General features: G+C 62.8%; 22 protein-coding genes, 1 tRNA gene and 1 pseudogene. 11 read left to right on the top strand and 13 right to left on the bottom strand.

The genetic code is table 11. The annotated features are described in order from the left end of the window. Window positions 1-67: 67 nt before the first annotated feature. A complete protein-coding gene (locus tag LOY26_RS00820) occupies window positions 68-820 on the bottom strand; it encodes a slipin family protein (RefSeq protein WP_027595137.1) in 753 nt (250 codons plus the stop codon). 2 nt (window positions 821-822) lie between these two features. Continuing rightward, on the bottom strand, window positions 823-2,163 hold the full coding sequence (locus LOY26_RS00825; RefSeq protein ID WP_258714287.1) for a nodulation protein NfeD: 1,341 nt from the start codon (window positions 2,161-2,163) through the stop codon (window positions 823-825). Window positions 2,164-2,260: 97 nt separating this feature from the next. On the opposite strand from LOY26_RS00825, the gene LOY26_RS00830 reads away from it, so the two are divergent. From LOY26_RS00830 to LOY26_RS00840, 3 genes are all read left to right on the top strand, one after another. Further along, window positions 2,261-2,719, top strand: coding sequence for an aminoacyl-tRNA deacylase (locus tag LOY26_RS00830; protein WP_033703289.1), 459 nt, complete (start codon window positions 2,261-2,263; stop codon window positions 2,717-2,719). A gap of 61 nt (window positions 2,720-2,780) precedes the next feature. Next, on the top strand, window positions 2,781-3,023 hold the full coding sequence (locus tag LOY26_RS00835; RefSeq protein ID WP_186665135.1) for a DUF2789 domain-containing protein: 243 nt from the start codon (window positions 2,781-2,783) through the stop codon (window positions 3,021-3,023). A gap of 69 nt (window positions 3,024-3,092) precedes the next feature. After that, the gene (locus LOY26_RS00840; RefSeq protein ID WP_033703287.1) at window positions 3,093-3,731 is read left to right on the top strand and encodes a hypothetical protein; all 639 of its coding nucleotides are present in this window, start codon (window positions 3,093-3,095) and stop codon (window positions 3,729-3,731) included. A gap of 6 nt (window positions 3,732-3,737) precedes the next feature. On the opposite strand, the gene LOY26_RS00845 is transcribed toward LOY26_RS00840, so the two are convergent. Further along, on the bottom strand, window positions 3,738-4,175 hold the full coding sequence (locus LOY26_RS00845; RefSeq protein ID WP_033703285.1) for a CBS domain-containing protein: 438 nt from the start codon (window positions 4,173-4,175) through the stop codon (window positions 3,738-3,740). A 254-nt stretch (window positions 4,176-4,429) separates the two neighbouring features. Here LOY26_RS00845 and LOY26_RS00850 point away from each other — a divergent pair, with 254 nt between their 5' ends. The 3 genes from LOY26_RS00850 to LOY26_RS00860 are packed head-to-tail and all read left to right on the top strand — an operon-like array spanning window position 4,430 to window position 8,455. After that, on the top strand, window positions 4,430-5,968 hold the full coding sequence (locus LOY26_RS00850) for an OmpA family protein (RefSeq protein ID WP_258714288.1): 1,539 nt from the start codon (window positions 4,430-4,432) through the stop codon (window positions 5,966-5,968). Between the two features lie 22 nt (window positions 5,969-5,990). Continuing rightward, complete coding sequence (locus LOY26_RS00855) at window positions 5,991-7,625, top strand: hypothetical protein (RefSeq protein WP_258714289.1); 1,635 nt, start codon at window positions 5,991-5,993, stop codon at window positions 7,623-7,625. Further along, window positions 7,622-8,455: a hypothetical protein gene (locus LOY26_RS00860; protein WP_186660504.1), complete on the top strand. Its 834-nt coding sequence runs from the start codon at window positions 7,622-7,624 to the stop codon at window positions 8,453-8,455. Before LOY26_RS00855 ends, LOY26_RS00860 begins: the two co-directional genes overlap by 4 nt. A 39-nt stretch (window positions 8,456-8,494) precedes the next feature. Here the strand turns inward: LOY26_RS00860 and LOY26_RS00865 are convergent, their stop codons facing one another. Then, on the bottom strand, window positions 8,495-10,225 hold the full coding sequence (locus LOY26_RS00865) for a dipeptidase (RefSeq protein ID WP_258714290.1): 1,731 nt from the start codon (window positions 10,223-10,225) through the stop codon (window positions 8,495-8,497). Between the two features lie 161 nt (window positions 10,226-10,386). Continuing rightward, window positions 10,387-10,463 (bottom strand) — tRNA-Arg (locus LOY26_RS00870). A gap of 195 nt (window positions 10,464-10,658) precedes the next feature. Here LOY26_RS00870 and LOY26_RS00875 point away from each other — a divergent pair. The 4 genes and pseudogenes from LOY26_RS00875 to LOY26_RS00890 form a co-directional block, all read left to right on the top strand. Further along, window positions 10,659-11,141, top strand: a pseudogene (locus tag LOY26_RS00875) (aryl-sulfate sulfotransferase); the annotation flags it as partial. Between the two features lie 385 nt (window positions 11,142-11,526). Beyond that, window positions 11,527-12,969, top strand: a complete 1,443-nt coding sequence (gene gabD / locus LOY26_RS00880; protein ID WP_186660500.1) for an NADP-dependent succinate-semialdehyde dehydrogenase — start codon at window positions 11,527-11,529, stop codon at window positions 12,967-12,969. 182 nt (window positions 12,970-13,151) lie between these two features. Then, a complete protein-coding gene (gene gabT, locus LOY26_RS00885) occupies window positions 13,152-14,429 on the top strand; it encodes a 4-aminobutyrate--2-oxoglutarate transaminase (RefSeq protein ID WP_033703273.1) in 1,278 nt (425 codons plus the stop codon). A gap of 136 nt (window positions 14,430-14,565) precedes the next feature. Then, window positions 14,566-15,828, top strand: a complete 1,263-nt coding sequence (locus LOY26_RS00890; RefSeq protein WP_258714292.1) for a response regulator — start codon at window positions 14,566-14,568, stop codon at window positions 15,826-15,828. A 174-nt stretch (window positions 15,829-16,002) separates the two neighbouring features. On the opposite strand, the gene LOY26_RS00895 is transcribed toward LOY26_RS00890, so the two are convergent. The 3 genes from LOY26_RS00895 to desA form a co-directional block, all read right to left on the bottom strand. Then, window positions 16,003-16,458: a type II toxin-antitoxin system PemK/MazF family toxin gene (locus LOY26_RS00895; protein WP_077068776.1), complete on the bottom strand. Its 456-nt coding sequence runs from the start codon at window positions 16,456-16,458 to the stop codon at window positions 16,003-16,005. A gap of 248 nt (window positions 16,459-16,706) precedes the next feature. Beyond that, entirely contained in the window at window positions 16,707-17,738 is a 1,032-nt protein-coding gene (locus LOY26_RS00900; RefSeq protein ID WP_258714293.1) for a sensor domain-containing diguanylate cyclase, read from the bottom strand. A gap of 100 nt (window positions 17,739-17,838) precedes the next feature. Further along, a complete protein-coding gene (gene desA / locus LOY26_RS00905; RefSeq protein WP_047582890.1) occupies window positions 17,839-19,023 on the bottom strand; it encodes a delta-9 fatty acid desaturase DesA in 1,185 nt (394 codons plus the stop codon). A gap of 147 nt (window positions 19,024-19,170) precedes the next feature. On the opposite strand from desA, the gene dibA reads away from it, so the two are divergent. Continuing rightward, window positions 19,171-21,066 (top strand): phosphodiesterase DibA, encoded by a 1,896-nt coding sequence (dibA, locus tag LOY26_RS00910; protein ID WP_258714294.1) that lies wholly within the window; start codon window positions 19,171-19,173, stop codon window positions 21,064-21,066. Between the two features lie 52 nt (window positions 21,067-21,118). Here the strand turns inward: dibA and LOY26_RS00915 are convergent, their stop codons facing one another. The 5 genes from LOY26_RS00915 to LOY26_RS00935 are packed head-to-tail and all read right to left on the bottom strand — an operon-like array spanning window position 21,119 to window position 26,229. Further along, window positions 21,119-21,763, bottom strand: a complete 645-nt coding sequence (locus LOY26_RS00915; protein WP_186665145.1) for a methionine ABC transporter permease — start codon at window positions 21,761-21,763, stop codon at window positions 21,119-21,121. Further along, on the bottom strand, window positions 21,753-22,862 hold the full coding sequence (locus tag LOY26_RS00920) for a methionine ABC transporter ATP-binding protein (RefSeq protein ID WP_186660482.1): 1,110 nt from the start codon (window positions 22,860-22,862) through the stop codon (window positions 21,753-21,755). The genes LOY26_RS00915 and LOY26_RS00920 overlap by 11 nt, the downstream gene beginning before the upstream one ends. 1 nt (window position 22,863) lies before the next feature. Then, window positions 22,864-23,664 carry a MetQ/NlpA family ABC transporter substrate-binding protein gene (locus tag LOY26_RS00925; RefSeq protein ID WP_258714295.1) on the bottom strand — a complete coding sequence of 267 codons (801 nt, stop codon included), beginning with the start codon at window positions 23,662-23,664 and terminating at the stop codon, window positions 22,864-22,866. Further along, window positions 23,657-25,048 carry an LLM class flavin-dependent oxidoreductase gene (locus LOY26_RS00930; RefSeq protein ID WP_186660469.1) on the bottom strand — a complete coding sequence of 464 codons (1,392 nt, stop codon included), beginning with the start codon at window positions 25,046-25,048 and terminating at the stop codon, window positions 23,657-23,659. The genes LOY26_RS00925 and LOY26_RS00930 overlap by 8 nt, the downstream gene beginning before the upstream one ends. Then, the gene (locus LOY26_RS00935; RefSeq protein ID WP_258714296.1) at window positions 25,048-26,229 is read right to left on the bottom strand and encodes an SfnB family sulfur acquisition oxidoreductase; all 1,182 of its coding nucleotides are present in this window, start codon (window positions 26,227-26,229) and stop codon (window positions 25,048-25,050) included. The genes LOY26_RS00930 and LOY26_RS00935 overlap by 1 nt, the downstream gene beginning before the upstream one ends. Window positions 26,230-26,295 lie beyond the last annotated feature (66 nt).

Raw genomic sequence — 26,295 nt, forward strand, 5'->3', positions numbered from 1 at the left:
CGAGTGATGGCACCGGCTTCGCCGGTGTTCGCGGGGCAAGTCGGATCGCCGCACCGCCGCTCCCCCGCTATTTCGGTTTTTCCACAAACCCCTTGAGCAAATCCAACGGCAGCGGAAACACGATGGTCGAGCTCTTGTCCCCGGCTATCGCCCCCAGCGTCTGCATATAGCGCAACTGCATGGCTCCCGGCTCCTTGCTGAGCATCTGCGCCGCCTGCATCAGTTTCTCGGACGCCTGCAATTCCCCTTCGGCATGGATCACCTTGGCCCGCCGTTCACGTTCGGCCTCTGCCTGGCGTGCGATGGCACGCACCATCGATTCATTGAGGTCGACGTGCTTGATCTCGACATTGGCCACTTTGATGCCCCAGGCATCGGTTTGCGCATCCAGCACTTGGCGTATGTCGGCGTTGAGCTGCTCGCGTTCGGCCAGCAGCTCGTCCAGTTCGTGCTTGCCGAGCACTGCGCGCAAGGTGGTCTGGGCCAGCTGGCTGGTGGCGACGAGAAAGTCCTCGACCTGAATGATTGCCTTCTGGGGGTCGAGCACGCGGAAGTACAGCACCGCATTGACCTTTACCGAGACGTTGTCGCGGGTGATCACATCCTGCGGCGGCACATCCAGCACGACCGTGCGCAGGTCTACCCGGACCATCTGCTGGATGACCGGGATCAGCAAGATCAGCCCCGGCCCTTTGACCTGCCAGAAGCGCCCGAGCTGGAACACCACGCCGCGCTCGTACTCTCGCAAGATACGGAACGCCGACAGCAACAGCACGCCCAGCAGCATCAGCAGGGCGCCGAAACCCAATTGCATGAACATCGTCATTCTCCTTGCGCCGAAGGTGCAGCGGCGCTTACCTCCAGCATCACGCCGCGACGCGCCATGACGCGCACGTGTTGGCCAGGTTGCAGTGGCGTCGCGCACTGTACCTGCCACTGTTCGCCCTGCGCCTGTACCGAGCCGCAGTACGGGTTGTCTGCCAGCACCTGGGTGACGGTGACCAGGCTGCCGACCAGGCCGGCATCACCGCTGACCAAGGCGCGTTTGCGCGCTTTCAGCGCCATGCCCAGCACGCCACCGATGAACAGCGCCGAAAGCAGCGCCAGGCTGGCGATCAACGCCAAGGGGATGCCAAAGCCGGGGGCATCGGTATCCATCAAGATGACCGCACCGACCACGAACGCAACGATGCCGCCAAAACCGACCACGCCGAAGCTGGGCAAGAACGCTTCGGCGATCATAAAGGCCAGCCCAAGCAAAATCAGCGCGACTCCGGCGTAGCTCACCGGCAGCAACTGCAGGGCATACAGCGCCAACAGCAGGCAGATGCCGCCGATCACGCCGCCAACGGCGGAGCCAGGGTTCATGAACTCGAACAGCAGGCCGTACACGCCGACCATGATCAGCATCAGCGCCACGCTGGGGTTGGTGATCACCGCCAGCAAGCGCGTGCGCCAGTCCGGCAGGTGCTCGACCAGGCTGGCATCGCCGGTGTGCAGTTGCCGTGGTTGGCCGGCAACCTCCAGCGTCTTGCCATCAAGCTGGCGCAGCAGGTCGGGCAGGTCGTTCGCCACCAAGTCGATTACCTTCAGTTGCATGGCCTCGTTGGCAGACAGGCTGACCGCTTCACGCACCGCCTTCTCCGCCCAATCGGCATTGCGCCCGCGCAGCTGCGCCAGGCCCCGTATGTAGGCGGCGGCGTCATTGACCTGTTTGCGGGCGAGGGTTTGCGCATCGTCACCGGGCCTGGCCTTGTCGTCCTTGGGGGCGCCGCCGATCTGCACCGGTGTGGCAGCCCCCAGGTTGGTCCCTGGGGCCATGGCTGCAACATGGCTGGCATAGAGGATATAGGTGCCGGCACTGGCAGCCCGCGCCCCGCTGGGGGCGACGAAGCTTGCAACTGGCACGGGGCTGGCGAGTATTGCCTTGATCATCTGGCGCATGGCGCTGTCCAGGCCGCCGGGCGTATCCATGCGAATGACCACCAGTTGCGCGCCCTGCGCCTGGGCCTGGTCCAGGCTGCGCACCAGGTAGTCTGCACTGGCCGGGCCGATGGCATCGTCGATGCTCAACACCCAGACCGCTCCGGGCGCGGCCTGGCCGCTCGGCGTCAACCCGAACAGCATCAACAGCAACAGCCAGCGCCACCAGCGAGCGGCCACCTGTCGTCACCTCGTTCGCCTCTATTACACAAGTTTAGTCATGGCTGGCGGCCCAAGGCCTAAAATTGAAGATTGGGGGTAACTGCGGAGGTGCATCATGCGCATGGCAAAGACGCTGCAGGCTCGCCTGGACAAGGCCAACTGCGACTACGACATCATTCCCCATCCACATTCGGCCACCAGCCTGGAATCGGCCCGCACGGCCGGCGTACCCGCCGAGCGTGTCGCCAAGTCGGTGATGCTCGATGACCGGCATGGCAACTACATCATGGCCGTGCTACCGGCCAACCGGCACCTGGACATGAGCAAGGTACGCATGTCCGGCGCCTGGCAACTGACCCGCGAAAGCGGCTTGCCGAGCCTGTTCGGTGATTGCGAACGGGGCGCGGTACCGGCGCTTGGCGATGCCTACGCGATAAAAATGATGCTCGACCCGACCCTTACCCGCCAAGGTGATGTCTACCTGGAGGCAGGTGACCACGATCACCTGATCCACATGAGCATGGAGCAGTTCATGAAGCTGGTACCGCACGCCGAAGTGCGTGAGCTGTGCTGATGTTCTCAAACCAATGCCGGGCGGGCGTCGTAGACGGCCTGGCCGGCTTTCAGGAGGAACCATGGAAGCACCTACCCACCCATTTGCAGACCTTTTCAAACAGCTGGGCTTGCCTGACGATGCCTTGAGTATCGATCAATTCATCACCAGCCATTCACCGCTGCAAAACGACATCAAGCTGGTGGATGCCCCGTTCTGGACCGACGCCCAGCGCAGTTTCCTGAAGGACAGCATCAATGAAGATGCCGATTGGGCGGTGCCCTTCGACCAACTCAACGAAGCGTTGCGTCGTCCCCGAAAATAAAGCGCCGAGCGGCACCTGACGAGTGATTGGCCGTTGCTATGCTCAGGAAAACAATAAGGGGATAGCGCGATGAAAGATCCCTACGCACCAGGCTTCTGGTGCTCCGTGACGATCCTGGGCACGCTGACGGCCAGTTACTTCTATGGCATCAGGCAGACGCAACAGATGAACCAGGCGGTGCAGTTTCTCTACGCCGCCGCCGCGGTCACCGTGGCGGTTGCGCTGGTGGCGCTGACCTGGATCGCCTGGCAGCACTTGCACCTGAACAAGCGCGAAGTGATTCAGGGGCGAACGTTGCTGACCATCTGGAACACCAAGGTGGCCCTGCGCCGGGTCGAAACGGTGTTCGACCGCTATTTCTGGGGTAGCTACTGGCATTCCGGGCGTACGTTCGAAGAGGTCATGGGCGAGCTCAAGGGCACGCCCCTGGAGCAGAGCCTGGATGCCCTCAAGCGCCAGTGCCGGGCGCTCGACCGCGAAATCCACGATCACCAACACCATTGGCTGGCCAACGCGCGGGACTTGTCCAGTGTGGCGGCGGCCATGGCCCGTGAGCGCTACCAGCTCGACCTGGGCGAACCCACCTGTACCGGCAACGGTACCACTGCAGTGCTCAATCGCGACCTTGAAGTGCTGGTGTATACCTGGTCGGCGCGCCTGCGCAGCTTCGACCATCAACTGGACGAACTGGAGCGCGCCTACCATTGACGCGGTTCATTCGCCGCGGATGTACTGCTCCAGCTGCAGGATCAAGTTGGCCTGCTCGGCAATGGTTTCCTTTACCAGGTCGCCGATCGACAACAGGCCGAGCAGCTCGCCGTTGCTGACCACCGGCAGGTGACGCAAATGCAGGTTGGTCATCTGGTTCATGCAGTATTCCAGGTTGTGCTTGGGTTCGACCGTGATCACCGGGGCGCTCATGATCTCGCGCACCGGTGTTGCCGCTGACGAACGGCCCTTGAGCACCAGCTTGCGGGCGTAATCGCGTTCGCTGACGATGCCCACCACCTGGTTGTTCTCCACCACCGGCAGTGCGCCGATATTCTTCTCCGCGAGCAGCTTGAGCGCCTCCAGCACCGAGTCGTCAGGGCCGATGGTGTAAACGGTCTGGTGTTTCGACTTGGTTTTGAGGATTTGTTCGACGTTTTTCATACGGGCCTCTGCGGTGGAAAAAGCGTTGTCTCCAAGTAAATAAAGCATCCGGCACGGCGCTCTGCACGGCAATGCAGGAAACGGCATGGAGGCGATTGAAAAACGTCATGGTTGAGCCGATTGCGTACTTCGCGCAGGAGGCAGGCCAGATTTAGTGTGCTGGGGACCTTCCTGGGGGCGGTAATGTTCCCAATAATCTGTGACAATGCATGTCAAGTTGCCATCATCTAGACCTCGTTCGGCAAGGAGCCGCAATGCAAAGTATGTTTCGCCTTACAGCGCTAAGCTGCGCCTTCATGATCGCTGCCGGTTGCAGCAGCCAACAGAGGGAGAGTATTTCCAAGACTGTGAAAGACATTGGCAAGGACTACGGCCTGCCAGTGCTCTGTGGTGTCGGGGCCGTGGCCGGGGGGGCTGCCGGTTATGCCCTCAAAGGCAAGGACGGCATCTTGCCGGGCGCCGCAGCTGGCGGCGCCTTGGGTTGCGTCGTCGGTTATGTGTGGCAGTCCCGCCTGCAGGAGCTTGACCGCATCGCCAAGGAAGAAAACCTGAAGATCACCACCGAGCAGTTGACGGTCGCCTCGGCCGCCGTGGTAACGGCGGTGCCTGAACAGGCAGGCCTGGTGACTCAGATCGAGGACACCGGCATGTTCGCCACCGGCTCCGACCAACTGACCGCAAGCGGCCAGCGGGCCGTGGCCAAGCTGGCGCAGATGTATGCCAAGCCTGCGGCCAGCGACAAGCAGGCTGCCGCCAAGGAGGCGCAAGCACGTCGCCTGCTGATCGTTGGCCACAGCGATGCGGTGGGTAATGCCGAGTTCAACCAGAAGCTGTCCGAGCGCCGCGCCAAGACGGTCGGCAAGGTCATGCTGCAGGCCGGCATCCCGGCCGGCGCGATCTACTACCAAGGGGCCGGGGCATCGCGCCCGATCGCCGACAACAGCGACCCGCTGCTGCGTGGCAAGAACCGCCGCGTGGAAATCGTCGAGCTGGCAAACGAACAGGCCCTGGTAATGCGTGCCCAGGCCGAAGCGAGCAACACCCGCTACCTGCACTACGGCACCTCGACCGCCGCCAAGCCCCGTCAGGCGGCCACCACGGCGCAAGCGAGCAGCAAGCCTGCGCCGACCAAAGCCACCACGGCGCAGCGTACGCCTGCCGCGACCAGCACCAGCACCAGCACCAGCACTGCCAAGGCCGTTGCTGGCGCACGACCGCAAGTCGATTTCGCGGGTACGCCGGTTGCCAGCTACAACTGGACCATGGCCCAGAACATCAAGCCGAAACAGAGCGGTTTCACGCTGATCAGCAGCGCCTACGCGGCGCAGATGCCGATGTCCAGCTGCGAAGCCGACCGGCCACGCAATGCCGGTGAAGTGCTGAGCATGGCCAATGACCAGCCCTTGCAGCGGCGCGCCACCAAGGACTATCTGCCGGGCTACAACAACCGTGTCTGGGCCAACCTGGTCAACGGGCACCTGGTGACCGTGTCGCCGGTCTCGATCTTGCGCGAGAACGCCCGGGTCGATCGCCAGCCGATCCTTCAGCTGGTCGAAGACTACAAGCTGCCCACCCAGCACAAGACGCGGACGATGAACGCCGTGGCCAACACCTATGAAGGCGAAAGCGAAGTGCTGTACCGGGTCTTCGCCAGTGATGCCCAGGCCTCGATTTCCTGCATGGATATCGTGTTCAGCAAAGGCAACGCCGAAGTCAACGAGGGTGCCTTGTTCTATGCCGCCGGCAGTGACGCGTATGTCGCTTCCTACAAGCCGATCCCGGCCAAAAAATAAATCCCCGTCAAGGACGTCCTGAATGGAAGACTTTTCGCTTGCTGCACTCAAATCGCTGATTCTCGCTAATCAGTTGCTTTCCGCTGGCCTGCTTTCGCTGCTGATCACGGCGGTGATCGTGCGTAACTACTGGGAAGAGGTGTCCTACTTTCTGATCCGTGTCTGGCACAGCTTCCCCTTGATCGGCACGGTGGCGCGCTTGTCGCGCAAGCCAGCTTCGGTCGACGGTGACGGCTGGATCAACCACGAAGTCAACCTGGCGAACGTGTACAACAAAAAATTCAAGCTGTACGCCAAGGACGCGAACGCCTACAGCGCCTACCTCGATTACCTGTCCAAGGCTGGTGAGGCAGGGCGTTCTGCGCGCCCGTGGTGGGTATTGGCGGTAGTACTGATGTTGGTGGTGGTCGAGGCCATGGGCTTCGCCTATGTGGTCGCCGGCTGGGTGAACATGGATGCCTCCACCAACGACCGTCATTGGCTGACCGCTTTTGTGGCGATCCTGCTGGCCGTCGCCTCGGCGTTTCTTGCCGAAGCCGCCGGGCACGCGTTGCACCACAACAGCCTGGTCGCCCGCGCCCGCCACTGGTGGCAAGGTGAAGAGCCCTCCAAGCGCTCCCGCTCCCTGAAGTCCAACAAAGCGATCAACCTGGAAGACTCGTTCGACGACTCGGACAAGCCTGACTACGAGCAGCTGCTGGCCCGCGTAAAGGATGTAAACGCCAACGTCACGCGCAAGTTCTTCTGGTTGATCACTTGTGGTGTGTTCGTGGTTGCCATGGCCATCGGCGCCTTCGTCATCCGTTCGGCCACCCTGGACAGCATCGAGACCGAAATGGTCAACGGCATGCGTGCCGAAGCGTCCTCGCAAAGCAGCACTGCAGGTTCGCCATTCGACCTTCCGGCAGAGTCCCAGGCCATCAACGATGAAGCGGATAACGCCACCATCGACGACAAGATGCAGGCGATCCGCAAGGCCAGCCTGACCACCTATGTGATGCTGTCGCTGATCTACGTGGCGATTCAAGGCATCAGCCTGTGGTTGGCGAGCCGCTACTTCTTCGCCGGTACGCACTCGCATACCGCCTGGCAGCGTACCCACAAGTACGCCACCTCCGAAGAGATGCTCGATGCAATGGATCAGCAGCGTTCGGCCATCGCCAGCCATGCCGATGACAAGCTGCGTCGCCTGCAGACCTTGTTGTCCAGCCGCGATCACACCGATGCCAACGTGCTGACTGCGCTGGACGGGGAAAATACCGCCCGCCGCAATTTCCTGAGTTTCGTCGAGCACAAGGCAGACAAAATCTCGGAGAAGCCGGAAAAGCCAGTTCGGCCCGTTGAAGCCGTTGCGCCAGCGCCAGCTGCGGTCGCCGTCGCCGCCGCCGCCGCGCCGGTCGAGCCCCAGCCTGCCGTTGCCCCAGCTGCCCCAGCTGCCCCAGCTGCCCCAGCTGCCCCAGTTGCGGCAGCGGTCGAGCCGGCCGCTATCAAGGCGTCTGACTTCCACGATGTCACCGGCCTGCCGGAAGAAAGCCTGGCCGCCGCCAGCCGTGCGCTGAATGTCAGTGAGGCGCAACTGCGTGATATCCGCGAGCAACAGCAGGCGCTGAAGGCGCTTGGCCTGTTCCCGGCGAACAAGGAGGGCATGCTGTCATGAGGCTTGCCAAGGCCCTGATCCTTGCGCTGGCGCTGCCGTGTGCAGCGCTGGCCGCCGAACGCAACGACCTGCAGAGCTGCTACACGCGCAACGGCCTGGCCGATATCAAGCCAGCAGGGACCGGCCGCGAGCTGGTGGTGATCATCGATCAGACCATCCCGATGCCTGAAGACCTGCAACGCAGCAGCTGGGGCCAGATCGACCGGTTCGTGCAGCCGGGCGATCGCGTCAGGCTGTATACCTTCTCGGCGTTCCTGCCGGGTGAGTATCAGCGCCTGGTGTATGCCGGCGAGCTGGACATGCCGTTGCAGGGCGAGGTGCGTGACGATGTGAACATGCGCAAACTGCGTGGCCTGGACCAGTGCCTGGCGACCCAGAAAAAAGCCTTTCAGGCAGGCTTTGGCGGCTTGTTCGTGAAAGGCCTGCGTGAAGCCCGCCAGGACATCCCCAAGAGCGAGATCATGAACACGCTGCGCCGCGTGGGTGACGACATGGGCAAGGAGCAGGGTGTCCAGGAGCGGGTGGTGTACCTGATTTCGGACATGCTCGAGCATTCCGACTACACCAGCTTCTACGCCGCCAATCAGATCAAGCAGCTGGATGTCGCCAGCGAGCTCAAGCTTGCGCAAAGCAAGGGGCTGTATGCGGACCTGCAGGGTGCACGGGTGTATGTGTCTGGCGCAGGCCTGGTCACCGACGCGGTGAAGCATGCCTACCGTTCCGGCAAGACCATGGATGCGCTGAACAACTTCTGGGCGCAGTACCTGAATGCGTCCAACGCGACGCTGGAAGGCTTTGGTACACCGAGCCTGAGCACCGACCTTCGGTAATCAGACACTGGGGCCGCGCTGCGGCCCCAGTGTGCTTGCTTACAGCTTCGGCATCTGCCCGATGCGCGCGACCATCTCGCTCACCACCTGCAGATCCAGCATGAACTGCTCCACGGTCTTGAACTCGTTGTCGTTATGCCCGGTGTACTTCACATCAGGCATGGCCAGGCCGAATTGCACGCCGTTGGGCAGGTCATGCACCGAGGTGGCACCCGCCGAGGTGCCGAACTCATGTTTCATGCCCAGGTTTTCGCTGGCCACGGCCAGCAGGGCCTTGACCCATTCGCCTTCCGGGTTGCGGAACATCGGCTCGTCGAGGCTGTAGTCGAAGGCGACCGGGACATGGCTGGTGCTGGTCCATTTGCCCAGTCTGGCTACCAGTTCCTGCTTGATCGTGGCGACCGGCTTGCCTTTCGGGATGCGCAGGTTCACCGCCAGTTTCAGCCCCTTGTCATCCACGCCGACGAAGGTCAGCGAGGCGGTCAGCGGGCCCATGAACGCATCTTCGAAGCCTACGCCCAGCTTCTTGCCCAGGTAGTCCAGGCCCCAGTTGTCGTTGGCATAGCGAGCGGCGTCGGTGAACTGGTTGTGCTTGAGCGGCACCTGTTGGCCCAGGCCATCGATGAACACCAGCATGCGCGCCACCGGGTTGACCCCAGATTCGGGCTCCGAAGAGTGGGCCGAGACGCCGGTGACGGTCAGCAGCACGTCCTTGCCAGCCACCTTGGCGTCGATCTTGAAGTCACCGCCATTGCCCTTCACATACTCGGCACCGGCCTTGTTCAGGCTTGCGGCCAGTTCAGCCGGCTTGTCGCTGGCCAGGGTGGCTACCGAGGTGGTGGGGATCTGGTTGGTGGCCAGGCCGCCGGTGAGGTGGGTGATTTCAGCGCCCTGGCCGCTGGCGGCGCGTTTGTCGAAGCTGGCCATCACCGTGCCGTAGCCCTTCTCGGCTATCACCACCGGGTAGCCGCCATCGAGCGCCAGGTTGTAGTCGGGCGTCGGGTTGCGCTCGAAGTAGTAGGGGATGGCATCCCCGCTGGTCTCTTCGGTGGTGTCCACCAGCAGTTTCAGCTGCCGGGCCAGCGGCAGGTTTTCGTCCTTGGCCACTTTCAGTGCATACAGCGCCACGACGATGCCGTTCTTGTCGTCTTCGGTGCCACGGCCGTACATGCGGTCACCTACCAGGGTGACCTTGAACGGGTCGAGGCGGGTGCCATCGTCCAGCTTCCAGTTGTCCGGGTTGACCGGCACCACATCGGCGTGGGCATGGATGCCGACCACTTCCTTGCCTTCGCCGAGGGTGATCTCGTAGACCCGGTTGTCGACATTGCGGAAGTTCAGGCCAAAGCCTTCGGCCAGGGCTTTGATCTTGTCGGCGATCTTCAGGAATTGCGGGTTCTCGTGCTGCGGCACACCGTCGACGCTGAAGGTGGGGATGGCCACCAGTTCACGCAGGGTTTCGGTGGCGGCCTTGCCGTACTTGATGCGGGTATACAGGCCCAGCAGGCGGTTGATCTCGTTTTGCTGTTCGACGGCCAGGGGTTTATTGGCCAGGTAGGCGCTCAGCGTTTCGCCGAGGTTGTCGGCCTTGGCCAGGTCGCTGCCGTTGAGCTTGCCGATGAACTGCTTGAAGTCGGCAGGGTCGGTGCCGTCGTAGGCCTTGATGATGGCCGCAGATTGTTGCTGGGAGAGGTTGGCCTGGGCCGGCACGCTGAACAGGCCGATACTGGCCAGCAGCAGTGAGGTTGCGGTGAGTTTTTTCAGGTGCATGGGTGCGCGCATTCCTTCGCGAATCGTTGTAGGGAGGTACCCGTTCGAAAAACGGGAAGGTGCCCACGCTAACACCAATGCTCTGCGGTACGGGAGTACCAGAAACGCGACATGTCGCACAAACGAAAAAGCCCCGGGAATAATCCCAGGGCTTTCGAAGATGGCGCACTCGGCGGGATTCGAACCCACGACCCCTGCCTTCGGAGGGCAGTACTCTATCCAGCTGAGCTACGAGTGCAACGCGCACGCATGATACCCATCTGTTTCGGTTGCGTCCATCGCCTTGATCTGTGGCTGTTTTTCCCCGGGGTGATCCTGTGGCAGCGCGCTAGCCATTCATAGCGCAATCAGTTCAGGCCGCAGCCCTTCGACCCGGCGCGCCGGTTGCCGCAGACTTTACCGACCCCGTCGAAGCTGACCAGCGGCGGCGTGACGTCGGCCTGGTTGGCGGCGGGCTGTCTTGCACATCATCGAGGTCAACGAGGCGGGGGATGTACTCGACTTCTCGGGCCTGAACCAGATCCTCGACCCGTACCGTGGCGACCTGCCGTTGGGTGACACCGCTGGGGTGGGTGCCGGGCGCAACTGGGCGCACGTCAATGCCATCGATTACGACGCAGATGACCACAGCATCATCGTTTCAGCACGCCATCAAGGGGTGGTGAAGATTGGCCGCGACAAGGCGGTGAAGTGGATCCTCGCCTCGCCCCAAGGCTGGCCGCAGCGGCTGCGGGACAAGGTGCTGACGCCGGTTGAAAGCGAAGGCTTTGACTGGTCGTGGACCCAGCACACGGCCTGGCTGGCCGGCAAAGGCACCTTGACCGTGTTCGACAACGGTTGGGGGCGTGACTTTGCCCCGACCAAACTGACCGGCAACTACAGCCGCGCGGTGGAATACAAGGTTGACGAGGCCAAGGTGGGGTATCGGGCGTTGGTGATCGACTTGGCCACGGCGTTTTGAGGTTTGATCGTTTTGTGATCAGGGGGGTGTGGCTTTCGGGCGCTTGCCTTGGGTTTTGAGGTGGGGCGCAAATCGAGCGCCGCGCGGGCGGCGCTCGATCTCACAGGCACTGAAAATCTCACGCCAAACACCCCCCTTTCACATTTCTCCCCGCCCGATCGTCTACCCTGTAGCGGCCGTTCTGCGGGCGATTTCAGATGGGCTGTTCAACCATTCGTTCTTTTTTTCGAACAGCCTATTGTCCTACACCCCAGCAGCCGCTTAGCATTCGTTTGAGATTTCAAACGCTCGATGCCCTGCTTTGGGCGCTTTTCAACAATCAACAATTCGGGAAGCCGACATGCAGCTCAAAGACGCTCAGTTGTTCCGCCAGCAAGCCTATATCAATGGTGAGTGGCTGGATGCGGACAATGGCCAGACCATCAAGGTGACCAACCCGGCCACCGGCGAAGTCATCGGTACCGTGCCGAAGATGGGCACCGCGGAAACCCGCCGCGCCATCGAAGCCGCCGACAAGGCCCTGCCGGCCTGGCGTGCCCTGACCGCCAAAGAGCGTTCGGCCAAGCTGCGTCGCTGGTTCGAACTGATGATCGAGAACCAGGATGACCTGGCTCGCCTGATGACCACCGAGCAAGGCAAGCCACTGGCCGAAGCCAAGGGCGAAATCGCCTACGCGGCCTCGTTCATCGAGTGGTTCGCCGAAGAAGCCAAGCGCGTCTACGGTGACACCATCCCGGGCCATCAGCCCGACAAGCGCCTGATCGTCATCAAGCAGCCAATCGGCGTTACCGCGGCCATTACCCCGTGGAACTTCCCGGCGGCGATGATCACCCGTAAAGCCGGCCCGGCCCTGGCCGCTGGCTGCACCATGGTGCTCAAGCCTGCTTCGCAGACCCCGTACTCCGCCCTGGCCCTGGTCGAGCTGGCTCACCGTGCCGGTATTCCGGCTGGCGTGCTGAGCGTCGTCACCGGCAGCGCTGGCGAAGTCGGCGGCGAGCTGACCGGCAACTCCCTGGTACGCAAACTGTCCTTCACCGGCTCGACCGAAATCGGTCGCCAGCTGATGCAAGAATGCGCCAAGGACATCAAGAAGGTTTCCCTGGAGCTGGGCGGCAACGCCCCGTTCATCGTGTTCGACGACGCCGACCTGGACAAGGCCGTCGAGGGCGCGATCATCTCCAAGTACCGTAACAACGGCCAGACCTGCGTCTGCGCCAACCGTATCTACGTGCAGGACGGCGTCTACGACGCGTTCGCCGAGAAGCTGGCCGCCGCAGTGGCCAAGCTGAAGATCGGTAACGGTCTGGAAGACGGCACCACCACCGGCCCGCTGATCGACGGCAAGGCTGTCGCCAAGGTCCAGGAGCACATCGAAGACGCGGTCTCCAAAGGCGCCAAGGTGCTGGCCGGTGGCAAGCTGATCGAAGGCAACTTCTTCGAGCCGACCATCCTGGTCAACGTGCCGAAGACTGCTGCTGTCGCCAAGGAAGAGACCTTCGGCCCGTTGGCGCCGCTGTTCCGCTTCCAGGACGAAGCCGAAGTCATCGCCATGTCCAACGACACCGAGTTCGGCCTGGCTTCGTACTTCTACGCCCGTGACATGAGCCGTGTGTTCCGTGTTGCCGAGGCCCTGGAATACGGCATGGTCGGCATCAACACCGGCCTGATCTCCAACGAAGTCGCGCCGTTCGGCGGCATCAAGGCTTCGGGCCTGGGCCGCGAAGGTTCCAAATACGGTATCGAGGACTACCTCGAAATCAAATACCTGTGCATCAGCGTCTGATCACCGGTTAAAAGGCTTTACCTCTGCCAGCGGGGCGCGAGAGCGACGTCTCGCTGGCCTTTTTTACATGCAGTACCTGGTGGCCAGGGCGTTCACGGCAGTCGATCAACGAATACTGTGCGCGAGCACTCCCAGCCACCCCCGAATAAAAGCGCCATTCCGATCGGCGCAATGAGGGCATTATGAGCAAGACCAACGAATCCTTGATGCAACGCCGTGTAGCTGCCGTCCCACGTGGCGTCGGCCAAATTCACCCGATCTTCGTTGATACCGCGAAGAACTCGACCGTGATCGACGTTGAAGGCCGCGAACTGATCGACTTCGCCGGCGGCATCGCTGTACTGAACACCGGCCACCTGCACCCGAAAGTGGTTGCAGCTGTGCAAGAACAGCTGACCAAAGTCAGCCACACCTGCTTCCAGGTGCTGGCCTACGAACCCTACGTAGAGCTGTGCGAGAAGATCAACAAGCTGGTCCCAGGCAACTTCGACAAGAAGACCCTGCTGGTCACCACCGGCTCCGAAGCCGTTGAAAACGCCGTCAAGATCGCCCGTGCCGCCACTGGCCGTGCTGGCGTGATCGCCTTCACCGGCGCTTACCACGGCCGTACCATGATGACCCTGGGCCTGACCGGCAAGGTCGTGCCGTACTCCGCTGGCATGGGCCTGATGCCAGGCGGCATCTTCCGCGCACTGTTCCCGAACGAACTGCACGGTGTGAGCGTCGACGACGCCATCGCTTCGGTCGAGCGCATCTTCAAGAACGATGCCGAGCCTAAGGACATCGCCGCGATCATCCTGGAGCCTGTTCAGGGTGAAGGTGGCTTCCTGCCGGCGCCGAAAGAGCTGATGCAGCGCCTGCGCGCCCTGTGCGACCAGCACGGCATCCTGCTGATCGCCGACGAAGTGCAGACCGGCGCTGGCCGTACTGGCACCTTCTTCGCCATGGAGCAGATGGGCGTCGCGCCTGACCTGACCACCTTCGCCAAGTCGATCGCTGGCGGCTTCCCGCTGGCCGGTGTGTGCGGCAAGGCCGAGTACATGGACGCCATCGCCCCAGGTGGCCTGGGCGGCACTTACGCCGGTTCGCCGATCGCTTGCGCCGCGGCCCTGGCCGTGATCCAAGTGTTCGAAGAAGAGAAACTGCTGGACCGCAGCAAGGCCGTTGGCGAGCACCTGGTTGCCGGCCTGCGCAAGATCCAGGACAAAAACCCGATCATCGGTGACATCCGTGGTATGGGCTCGATGATTGCTGTCGAAGTCTTCGAGAAAGGTACTCACACCCCGAATGCCGCTGCTGTTGGCCAAGTAGTTGCCAAGGCACGTGACAAGGGTCTGATCCTGCTGTCGTGCGGCACCTACGGCAACGTCCTGCGTATCCTGGTCCCGCTGACCGCCGAAGACGCGCTGCTGGACAAAGGCCTGGCCATCATCGAAGAGTGCTTCGCTGAACTGGCCTAATGTGACGCGCTTCTGAAAAAACCCGCTTCGGCGGGTTTTTTTTGTGCCCAGAAAACCTGAGGGGCGCTATGGTTGACGCAGGACTTGCCGAGGAAGCTGCGACGGATTGCGTGCCAGGGATATTCAGGAGTTGGCCATGAGCGCTGTAGACCCCACCCCACCTTGCGTATTGATAGTCGAAGGCGACCCGTGGGTGCGTGACATGCTCAAGGAGATGCTGCTCAGCGTGCGCTGCGACGCCCGGCTGCAGGTCTGCGCCGACGGCTCGCAGGCACTGACCGCGCTATCGAGCAAGCCCGACCTGATCATCGCTGCGCGTGAGCTGGCCGGCGTCGATGGCCTCGACCTGCTGCGCAAGGTGCGCGCCAAGGGCCCTGGGTTGCCGTTCATTCTGATGAGCAACCGCAGCGACAGCGCCAGCGTGCGCGAGGCGTTGCCGTTGCACCCCACGGCTTATCTGAGCAAGCCACTGAACCTGGAAAACCTGCGCAAGCGCCTTGAAGAGCTGCTGCTGGCCGTGGGTGAGGAAATCGCCTGCCCGGTGCCGCACTTGCAGCCGGGTGCCAGCCTGCCTGGTTACCTGGAACAGCGCCGTGCTACCGCCGATGGTGGGCCGCTGCTGGCCGATGTGCAGGTGGCGATCAAGCGGGCGCTGAACCCCCAGGGCCTGAACCTGAAGGTGCTCGAGGAGGAAGTGCGCAACGACCCGCAGGTCACTGCGGTGCTGATCGCCGCCGCCAACAGCGCTGCCCTGCACCGCGATGCGCCCGTGCAGACCTTGCTGCAGGCGTTGAACAAGCTTGGCAGTACCCAGAGCATGAACCTGATCCTGGGCATGACGCTCAAGCGCAGCGCACGGCTGAGTGACCCGCTGCTGGCGCAGCATGCGGCCCACTACTGGAACCTCTCGCTGCACTGTGCCGAATACGGTCGCAGCCTGGCGCGCATGCTCGAACTGGACGAAGGGCGTTGCTACTGCGCGGGGCTGCTGCACTGCCTGGGTGACCTGGCGGTGTTGCGTTGCCTGCAGGAGTGGCGCCTGGCCGGTGGGGAGCTGGACGAGGGCAGGGTGCAGCAGTCACTGGATGAGTACGGCGCAGCGTTTGGTTCGGCATTGCGCACGCGCTGGCGCTTGCCACTGGCGCTGCGCGAATTGATCGCGGCGGTTTACCAACTGGGCGGTGGCGTGTATTCGCGGGAGATCCTGGCGATGAACCTGGCCGGGCAATTGTCGCGGCTGCCGGCGGGTCATGGGTTGGAGTCGGTTGCCAGTAACAAGACTGCGCGGCTGCTGAAGATCGGCTTGCCGGAGCTGAGCCGGTTGCGCAAGGTGGAAAACCCTGAGGTGAAGCCGCAGGGTGAAGAATCACCTGTGGACGAAAATGGGGCGGATACCTGAGATCATGAGAAAGCCGCATGAAACGCCCTCTGGGTTCACGCTTGCACCCGTTCGGGGTCTGCCTGAAATGACAAAACCCAGCCTAGGCTGGGTTTTGCAGGTCCCTCAAGGGGAATAAAACGCTAAGTGCCTCTAAGGGCTACGTGGGCACGATAATCGAGAAGGCTGTTGTTGTCAAATCTTGAGTAAGGATGCTGCATTCATGACTTTGATCACGGCGCGTTGTAGATGCTCCACAACTTCGCGAGTCAGTATCAGGTCAAGATGACCCCGCCCAATCTGTCTGGGTTTAAACAAGCGCTCTCTGCTCACTTGCGCCACCAAGTCAGATTTTGCCCAGCGGATTCGTTGTTTGAAGTAAGGCAGCTCTTCAATCAGGTGTGCAGGTATCTCTACATGCCACCCTCGACTCAGCTTTCCGGCATCTCTTGTGGAAGAGAGCGGCACCACAATGCACGCGTTGGAATCGATTTTGCCATTAAGGACCACCACCAGTCGATTTTTTACCATTTCAGGTTTCAAGCGGAAATCGTAAAGGCAGGGGGGATCCGCTGCTGATCTACCGATCCTGTACTCCCCATAATTGCATTCCAGTATTTGCCCTACCCTCGGCTCGAATTTGATAGCCATGTGTCACCTAGAGACCTTTACGACAGGCTTGATGATGTCACATGGTATTAAGCAGTTGTTTGCTCAGTGGTGCTCAGGAATTAATTTTAGATTTTTCCCACGCGACACCGCTGAATCACTGTAAGAACTTTTGTTGTTATATTTATAGACTTGGTTTTTCAGAAGTTTCCTACAGCGATCTATGTATTGTTTTGTGGAATTTCAATCGCGACTCTGAGCGTGTCGCAGGCGAGAAAGTTTTCACCTAACTACCCCCGTACGATCTGGTTCTTCCCCTGGCGTTTGGCCCGGTACATCGCCGCATCGGCGCGGGCGAACAGGCTGTCCAGGGACTCGTCCTCGTCGCTCAACGCCGTCAGCCCCTGGCTCACGGTCACACCATATTCGTGATCGCCATGGCTGAAGCTCAGCCGTTGGATCTCGCGTTGCAAACGCTCGGCAATCTGCTCTGCCACCTGCGCATTGCAGCCAGGGAACACTGCCGCAAACTCCTCGCCACCAATACGCCCGAACTGGTCGCCCCGGCGTAGCACGGCTTTGCCGCTGTCAGCGATGCGTTGCAGTACCTGGTCGCCTTCCTGGTGGCCGTAACTGTCATTGACCTGCTTGAAGTCGTCGATGTCCAGCAGCAGGAATGCCAGGGGCGTGCCGTCCTCGCGGGCGCTTTCGAACGCCTGTTGGGCGCATTCGAAGAAGTGCCGGCGGTTGCTGCTTTGGGTCAGCACGTCGGTGGTGGCCAGGCGATGCAGTTCGCCTTCAAGCTGCTTCTTCTCGGTGATGTCCTCGGCGATGCCGACAACGATCACCCGCTGCTCGCCCTCGCGCTGCTGGTTGATGTAGCACTTGTCGCTCAGCCAGCGCACCTGGCCTTCGGCATTGAGGATGCGGTACTCGCGGTCTTCCACCGAACCTTTGAGCAGCACCTGGGCCAGGCTGCGCTCGGCGTATTCGAGGTCGTCGGGGTAGATGCTGTCGCGCCACTCGTTGTAGTCGGCCAGCACCAGGCTGGCCGGGCGGCCAAAGATGCGTTCGTAGGCAGGGCTGACGTACAGCACCTGGCGGGCTTCCCAGTCGAACGCCCAAAGCACGGCGTTGACGCTGTCGAGCAATGAACTGAACAGCTGTTCGCGCTCACTCAGGCGCGCGACTTCGCCTTGGGCGTGAAGCAAGGCCAGCAAGGTTTGGGCGGCTTCTGGAGGTGGGGTGCCGGGCAGGGATGTTGGGAGTTTTTTGGCCATGTGCACGGAGCGAGTCTCGACAAGGAAGCGTGCGGCCAGCATCAGGCCCGCCACGCGGGCGATGTGCCGGGTTGGAGTCGAAACCAGAGGGGGAAGTTCCGAGCGGCACGCCCTGCCAGAAGAGCGTGCCGATCAACGGCCTTCAGGCGCCAGTCGGGCGCAGGGAGTAGGTCTTGAGCTGTGCGGCGAAGTCGTGCAGGGCGTGAATACCGCTGGCTTCGGCCTCGTGCACCCAGTCCTTCATGGCGGCGAGCATGTCGTGGCCATTTGCGCTGGTGCGCGCCCAGATTTGCTGCAAGGCCAGGCGCTTTTCGTAGATGACCTTGAGCGCCTGGCTGTGTGCGAGCAGCGACTCGATGCGTACGTGGTGGCGGTCTTCCAGCAGGCTGGTCTCGCGCGACAGCAGGCGCTTGGCGCGGCGGAAGCGGTGGCGTACCGACGCATCGACCTTGGCCAGTTCCTGCTGGACCAGCGGGCCGATCACCAGCTTGCGGTACTGGGCCATGATCTGGAAGCGGTTGTTGAGGATGGCCATGGCGGTGTCCATGTCCAGGTTCGCCTTTCCTTCTACCCGGTGGGCGATCGGTGCCACGCGCTGCACCTTGGCCAGGCGCAACATGCAGAACAGGCGGATCCAGGCCCAGCCCATGTCGAACTCCCAGCGCTTGACCGAGAGCTTGGCCGAGTTGGGGTAGGTGTGGTGGTTGTTGTGCAGCTCTTCGCCACCGATGACGATGCCCCACGGCACCAGGTTGGTGGCAGCGTCACGGCATTCGAAATTGCGGTAGCCCACCGCATGGCCAAGGCCGTTGACCACACCGGCAGCCCAGAACGGAATCCACATCATCTGCACCGCCCAGACGGTGATGCCGAGGGTGCCGAACAGCAGCAGGTCGATCACTGCCAGCAGGGCAATGCCGCCCAGCTTGTAGCGCGAGTAGAGGTTGCGCTCGATCCAGTCGTCCGGGCAGTTCTTGCCGTAGATGCGCAAGGTTTCGGGGTTGCGCGCCTCTTCGCGGTAGAGTTCGGCGCCTTTGCGCAGGACCGTGCTCAAGCCCTTGTGTACCGGGCTGTGCGGGTCGTCCGGGGTTTCGCACTTGGCGTGGTGCTTGCGGTGGACGGCAGTCCACTCGCGGGTGTTCTGCGCCGTGGTCAGCCACAGCCAGAAGCGGAAGAAGTGCTTGAGCGCGCCATTGAGCTCCAAGGCCCGGTGCGCGGAGTAGCGATGCAGGTAAACCGTGACGCTGACGATGGTCACATGGGTCATCAGCAGTGTGATGCCGACCAGTTGCCAGGCCGACAAGTCGAGCAGGCCGTTGTACCACATAGGTGTTAAAACCCTCGAGAACACAGGGGAAGGGCATGATTATCCCTTGGCAGGGAAATAAAACCAGTCACCCATTCAGATAGGACGTCACGACATGTTTCAACCTTTATAATGCCTGATCTTCGTTCAAGGGCCACTCCCCCCGACATGTCTGTTTCCGTTCGCGACGCCTTGCGCATGGCAGCGCTCTACGTGGTGCTGTCGATCCTCTGGCTGGTGCTGGCCCAAGTGCTGCTGCAGGGGATGACTGACGACCCGCTGGCGCTGACCGTGGGGCAGCAGATCAATGTGGTTATCTGGGTGATGTTCAGCGCGGTGCTGATCTTCGTTTCGCGCGCGCGGCTGCTGAATTTCATCGGCATCGGCGTGCGTCTGCGCGGCGAGGACCGCGAGCGGCTGCGCATGGCGGCGGCGGTGTTCGACAGTACCCTCGAAGGCGTACTGGTGACCGACCGCCAAGGCTTGATCGTGCACGTCAATCGCGCCTTCATGCGCATCACCGGCTACCAGCAGGACGAGGTCGTTGGCCAGCGCCCGAACAAGTTCAAGTCGGGCCGCCATGGCGTGGCGTTCTATCAGCAGATCTTCGCCACCCTGGCCGAGAAGGGCGAGTGGAGCGGCGAGATCTGGAACCGCCGCAAAAGTGGCGAGATCTACCCGCAATGGCAAACCATCCGTGCCATACACGATGACGCCGGCGAGCTGAGCCATTACGTGGCGGTGTTCAGCGACATCAGCGCGATCAAGCATACCGAGCAAGAGCTGGCCTACCTGGCGCATCACGACCCGCTGACCGGCCTGCCCAACCGCTTGCTGTTCACCGACCGCGTCGAACAGGCACTGGTGACGGCGCAAGCCAACAAGCGCGGTTGCGGCTTGCTGCTGCTCGACCTGGACCATTTCCAGAGCATCAACGACGGGCTTGGCCACACCATTGGCGACCAGTTGCTCAAGCTGGTGGGCGAGCGCCTGGGTGAGGTGGTGGGCAGCGGTGTGACCCTGGCGCGCCTGGGCGGCGACGAGTTCGGTGTGCTGGCCGAGAACTGCCAGCAGGTCGGCCAGGCCGGCAAGCTGGCGCAGCGCATCATCGAGCGTATGCGCGAGCCGTTCGTGTTTGATGGGCATCGCCTGTTCATCAGTGTCAGCGTGGGCATCGGCCTGTTCCCCAGCGATGCCTTGAGCGCCGAGCAGCTGCTGCGTAACGCCGACTCGGCGCTGTTCAAGGCCAAGAGCAGCGGGCGCGCCTGCTATGCGCTGTACACCGAGGAGCTGACCGCGCACGCCCAGCACCGGGTGGAAACCGCCGGGGAGCTGCGCCGGGCGCTGGAGCAGGACGAACTGCGGGCGTACTTCCAGCCGGTGCACGACCTGGCCACGGCGAAGCGGGTTGGGGTCGAGACGCTGGTACGCTGGCAGCATCCGCAACGCGGCCTGGTGCCCCCGAGCGAATTCATCCCGATCGCCGAACGCACCGGGCTGATTGCCGAGATCGACGCCTGGGTGCTGCGCCAGGCGTGTCGGCAGATGGTGCAGTGGCAGCGTGAAGGCCGGCAAATGGCCTTTGTGGCGGTGAATATCTCAAGCCGCCTGTTTGGCCAGCACGCGCTGTATCGGCAGGTGGCCGAGGTGTTGCACGAAACCGGCCTTGACCCGGCGTTGCTCGAACTGGAAGTGACCGAAAGCGCAGTGATGGAAGACCCGGAAGTAGCGCTGGAGCAGCTGCATCGCTTGCGTGAGCTGGGGGTCACCTTGGCTATCGACGATTTCGGTACAGGCTATTCGTCGCTGCTGCGCCTCAAGCGCTTGCCGGTGCAGAAGTTGAAGATCGACCAGGGTTTTGTCGCCGGGTTGCCGCATGACGACGATGACATTGCGATTGTGCGGGTGATCATCGCCCTGGCCCGCAGCATGGGCATGCAGGTGCATGCCGAGGGCATCGAGCAGCATGAGCAGGCCAGCTTTTTGCTGCAGGAACAGTGTCAGTTGGGGCAGGGGTACTGGTTTGGGCGGCCGATGCCGGCTGGGGATTTGGATTGGGAGTGAGGTGGTGCCCGTATGATCTTGGGGCCGCACAGCGGCCCCCCAAAAAAATGGCTCACCGCTTGTTCAACCCCTTCGCTAACCGATCCCCACCCAGCTGAATCACCGCCACCAGCGCGACCAGCATGGCAATCACGGTCAGCATGACCTGGCTGTCAAAGCGCTGGTACCCATAGCGATAGGCAATATCCCCCAGCCCACCGGCGCCAATCGCCCCGGCCATGGCCGACGAGTTGATCAAGGTCACCAGGGTGATGGTGAACCCGCCGACGATGCCCGGCAGCGCTTCGGGCAACAGCACATGCCAGACGATGTGCCAGCGCCGGCAACCCATGGCTTGCGCGGCTTCGACCAAGCCATGGTCGACTTCGCGCAAGCTCACTTCGGCAATGCGTGCAAAGAAGGGTGTGGCGGCGATGGTCAGCGGTACCACGGCCGCCCACACGCCGTAGGTAGTACCGACCAGCAGGCGGGTGAAGGGTATCAGCGCGACCATCAGGATCAGAAACGGGATCGAGCGGAACAGGTTGACGAACGCGCCCAACACCCGGTTAAGCAGGCGCGCCTCGAATATTCCGCCTTTGTCGCTGGTGACCAGCAGCACCGCCATCGGTACCCCGACCAACAGGGCGATCAGCGAAGACACGCCGACCATCAGCAGGGTATCGAGCAAGCCTTCAAGCAGGCGATCAAACCACATGGCCCAATACCTCCACGTCTTCGGCCCAACGGCGGGCGCGCGCCAGCAACTGGTGGGTTTCGTGTGGCGAGTGCTGCACCGACAGGATCAACTGCCCGAGCGCATGCTCACCGATGGTTTCAACACCCCCTTGCAGCAGGCGTACACGCCCGCCCAGGTCGTTGAACAGGGCCGATAGCTCCGGCTCGCCGAGCAGGGTCAGCTTGAGTACCACGGCGCTGTCGCGGCTCACCGGGCTGGCTTTGAGGCTGGCCTGCAAGCTAGCCGGCAGCTTGGCCTGCAACGGCGCGAGCAAGGTGCGGGTCACCTCGTGACGTGGCGCCCCGAATACCCGCCAGACCTCGCCCTGTTCGACCACTTCGCCACGCTCCAGTACTACCACGCGGTGGCAGATATCGCGGATCACCGCCATCTCATGGGTGATCAGTACGATGGTCAGGCCCAGGCGCTGGTTGATGTCGCGCAGCAGCTCCAGGATCGAGGCCGTGGTTTCGGGGTCCAGTGCCGATGTGGCCTCGTCGCACAAGAGGATCTCGGGGTCGTGCACCAGTGCCCGGGCAATACCGACCCGCTGTTTCTGCCCGCCGGAAAGCTGCGCCGGGTAGACCTGGTGCTTTTCCTGCAGGCCAACCAGCTCCAGCAGTTCGCGGACCTTGCGTTGGCGTTCGGCCTTGGGCACCCCGGCCACCTTCAGCGGCAGCTCGACGTTCTGCCACACGGTCTTGGCCGACATCAGGTTGAAGTGCTGAAAGATCATGCCGATGCGACGGCGCAGCGTGACCAGGCGGTCCTCGTCCAATGGCGCGATGTCCACCTGGTCGATCAGCACGCGGCCTTGGCTGGGCTGCTCCAGGCGGTTGATGGTACGCAGCAGCGATGACTTGCCGGCGCCGCTGCGGCCGATGATGCCGAAGATCTCACCCCGGCGAATGTTCAGGTCGATGCCGTGCAAGGCGGGCTGCGCCTGGCCAGGGTAGGTCTTGCCCAGGCCGATGAAGCGCACATGGGCTTCATTGACGTCGGGGCGCAGGGCCTGTTCCTTGGCCGTTGGCGGCAATGGTTGTGGTGTCGGCGCCCTGAGTGCGCTGGCCTGGCTCATGTCAGCCCTCCCAACCGGCCTGGTAGAGGTTGCCGTGGGCTTTGTTCAACGCCGCGCGCACGGCGGGCGAGTGCTGGTAGATGTCGACGAACTTGGCCAGGCGGGGGTCGTCCTTGTTTTGCGGACGGATGACGAACTGGATCACGTACTCCTTGTTTTCCAGGCCGTCGAACAGCAGCGCCGAGGTGGCGTCGAAGGTGTTGGCCAGGCGGATGTAGGCCGGGTAGCCCTGGACCAGGTCGGCGTCGTCATAGGCGCGCACCAGTTGCACCGCCTCGACCTGCAGAATCTTCAGTTTCTTGGGGTTGGCGACGATGTCGTCCTCGGTGGCCTTGTAGCCGACCCCCGGCTTGAGCGTGATCAGCCCGGCCTTGGCCAGCAGCTGCAGGCCACGGCCGCTGTTGATCGGGTCGTTGGCGATGGCCACGCTGGCGCCTTCGGGAAGCTCGGCGAAGCTTTTGTATCGCTTGGCGTACAAGCCGACGTTGTTGATGATGCCCGGCGCGTAAGGCACCAGGTTGAAGCCTGCGGCGGCCTTGGCGTTTTCCAGGAACGGGATGTGCTGGAAGTAGTTCACGTCGATGTCGCCGCTGTTGAGGCTGACATTGGGTGCGATCCAGTCGCTGAGCTCGATCAGCTTCACCTCCAGGCCCTGCTTGTGAGCCTCTTCCACGGCGGCTTCCAGTGGGATGGCGAAGGCTGAGGTGGTGCCGATCTTCAAGGGCTCGGCGGCGATCGCGCTGGCGTACAGGCCGAGGGTGAAGGCCATGGCCGCGACGGGCCGGAACAGTTTCTCAAGCATGGTGCAAGGCTCCCGTCGGGGCAGGGGTTGGGGTGAAGCGGTAGGCCGAGCCGGGGTGGCTGGCGGGCAGGTGCGGGTGGTCGGTGTCGAACAGCTTCGCGCGCAGGGTGCCTTCGGCGTAGGCGGTCTTGTAACGGCCACGCTGTTGCAGTTGCGGGATGACCAGGTCGATGAAGTCTTCAAAGCTTTCCGGGGTGACGGTGCGGGTCAGGTTGAAGCCGTCCAGCCCGGTTTCGTCGAGCCAGGCGATCAACGCATCGGCGACCTGCTCGGGTGTGCCGACCAAGGTCACGTAGCGGCCGCCCAGGGCGTGTTGCTCAAGCAGACGGCGGCGGGTCCAGGCGTTTTCCTGCAGCTGGCGGGTGGCCGACTGAATGGCGTTGCCCTTGCTGAAACCGATCGGCTCGTCCAGCCCAAAGGCCGCAAAATCGATGCCGGTGGAGGCGGCGAAGTGCGCAACGCCAGCCTCTGGGCTGGCATGACGCAGGTACTCGGCATGCTTGGCCTGGGCCTGTTGCTCGGTGGCGGCAACGATCACCGTGATGCCCATGAACACCTTGATGGCCTGCGGGTCGCGGCCGGCTGCCTGGGCGGCGGCGCGTACCTTGTCGACCTGGGCGCGGGTGGCGGTTTTGTCCTGGCCGCTGATGAACACGCATTCGGCATGGTTGCCGGCGAACGCCAGGCCACGCGTGGAGCTGCCCGCCTGGAACAGCACCGGTGTGCGCTGCGGTGACGGCTCGCTCAGGTGGTAGCCCTCGACGTTGTAGAACTCGCCGTGGTGGCTGACCTTGCGCACCTTGTCGGGCTGGGCGTAGATGCGCTGCTCGCGGTCGGCGACCACGGCATCGTCGGCCCAGCTACCTTCGAGCAGTTTGTACAGCACCTGCAGGTATTCGTCGGCCTGGTCGTAGCGGCGGTCGTGCTCGGGTTGCTGCGCCAGGCCCACGGCGCGGGCAGCGCTGTCGAGGTAGCCGGTGACGATGTTCCAGCCGACCCGGCCATTACTCAGGTGGTCGAGGGTGGAGAGGCGGCGGGCGAACAGGTAGGGCGCTTCGTACGTGAGGTTGGCGGTAAGGCCGAAGCCCAGGTGGCGGGTGACTGCGGCCATGGCCGAAACCAGCAGCAAGGGGTCGTTGACCGGCAGCTGGATCGACTCCTTGAGGGTCACCTCCAGCGACTGGCCATAAATATCGTAGGTGCCGACGATGTCGGCGATGAACAGCCCGTCGAACAGCCCCCGTTCCAGCAGGCGGGCCAGGTCGGTCCAGTACGCGAGGGTCTTGTACTGGGTCGAGGTGTCCCGCGGGTGGGTCCACAGGCCATGGTTGATATGCCCGATGCAGTTCATGTTGAAGGCATTGAGCAGCATCTGCTTGGCCATCAGATGGTCCCCCGGCGCGGCGGGTTTTCGTTGTTGAGGTAGTAGTTGCCGATGGCGTGGTACTTCCAGCGCACCGGGTCGTGCAGGGTGTGCACCCGGGCGTTGCGCCAGTGGCGGTCGAGGTTGTGCTCGGCCAGGGTGGCCTGGCTGCCGGCCAGTTCGAACAGCGTGGTACCGGCGGCGAGGGAGATTTCGGTGCTGATGGCGCGTGCTTCGGCCACGGCGATGGAGGCGGCGGCGACGTTGTCGGCGCTGCTGTCCTGCTGGGCGCGGTCGAGGTATTCGCCCGCGCGTTCCAGCAGGGCTTCGGTGGCGTGCAGGCGGATTGCGAGCTGGCCGAAGCTTTTCAGGGTCAGTGGGTCTTCGCTGGCCTTGTCCAGGCCCGAGTCGACCCAGGGGCGGCTGCGGGTGCGCACGAAGTGCAGGGCATCCTCGTAGGCGGCGCGGGCGATGCCGGTGTCGATGGCAGCGTGGAGGATCTGTGCCAGTGGGCCGACCGGGGTCGGGCGTTCGAAGGCGCTCTGGAACGGCACGACGTCTTCGGTGCGCACCCACACGTTGTCGAATACCACCGAGCCACTGCCGGTGGTGCGCTGGCCAAAACCGCTCCAGTCGTCGATCACCTGCAGGCCCTGGCTGTCGGCGGGGACGAAGGCCAGTTGCTGCACGCCGTCTTCGTCGATCACCGAGGTGGGGATGCGCTGGGCGTAAAGGGCGCCGGTGGCGTAGAACTTGCGGCCATTGATACGAAAGCCGTCGCCATCTCGGGTCAGGCGGGTGGTGCGGTCGTTGGCGGTTTTCGTGCCCAGCTCGGCCAAGGCATTGCCGAAGCGCCGGCCCGCCAGCACTTCGGCGTACAGGCGCTGTTGCTGCTCGGGGCTGCCGTTTACGCGCAGCAGTTCCAGGGCGTAGAAATGGTTTTGCGGTATTTGCCCGAGCGAGGCGTCGGCCTGGGCAATGCGGGCGATGACCTTGGCCAGGGTAACGTTGGAGACACCGGCGCCGCCAAAGGCCTTGGGTACGCTGATGGCCCACAGGCCAGAGCGGGTGAACAGGTCGAGCTCGGCGAGGGGCAGGCGGCGCTCGCGGTCGCGCAGGGCGCTGTCGCGGCGCAGTTGCTGGGCGATGTCTTCGGCGATGGCCAGGGCTTGGGTGTCGTGGGTGATGATGTTTGTGGTCATGGTGTTTCTCCGGGGCCTTTGGGGCCGCTTCGCGGCCCTTTCGCGACGCAAGGCCGCTCCTACAGG

Origin of the sequence: Pseudomonas sp. B21-047, assembly GCF_024748775.1 — a bacterium.
Lineage (GTDB): Bacteria > Pseudomonadota > Gammaproteobacteria > Pseudomonadales > Pseudomonadaceae > Aquipseudomonas > Aquipseudomonas capeferrum.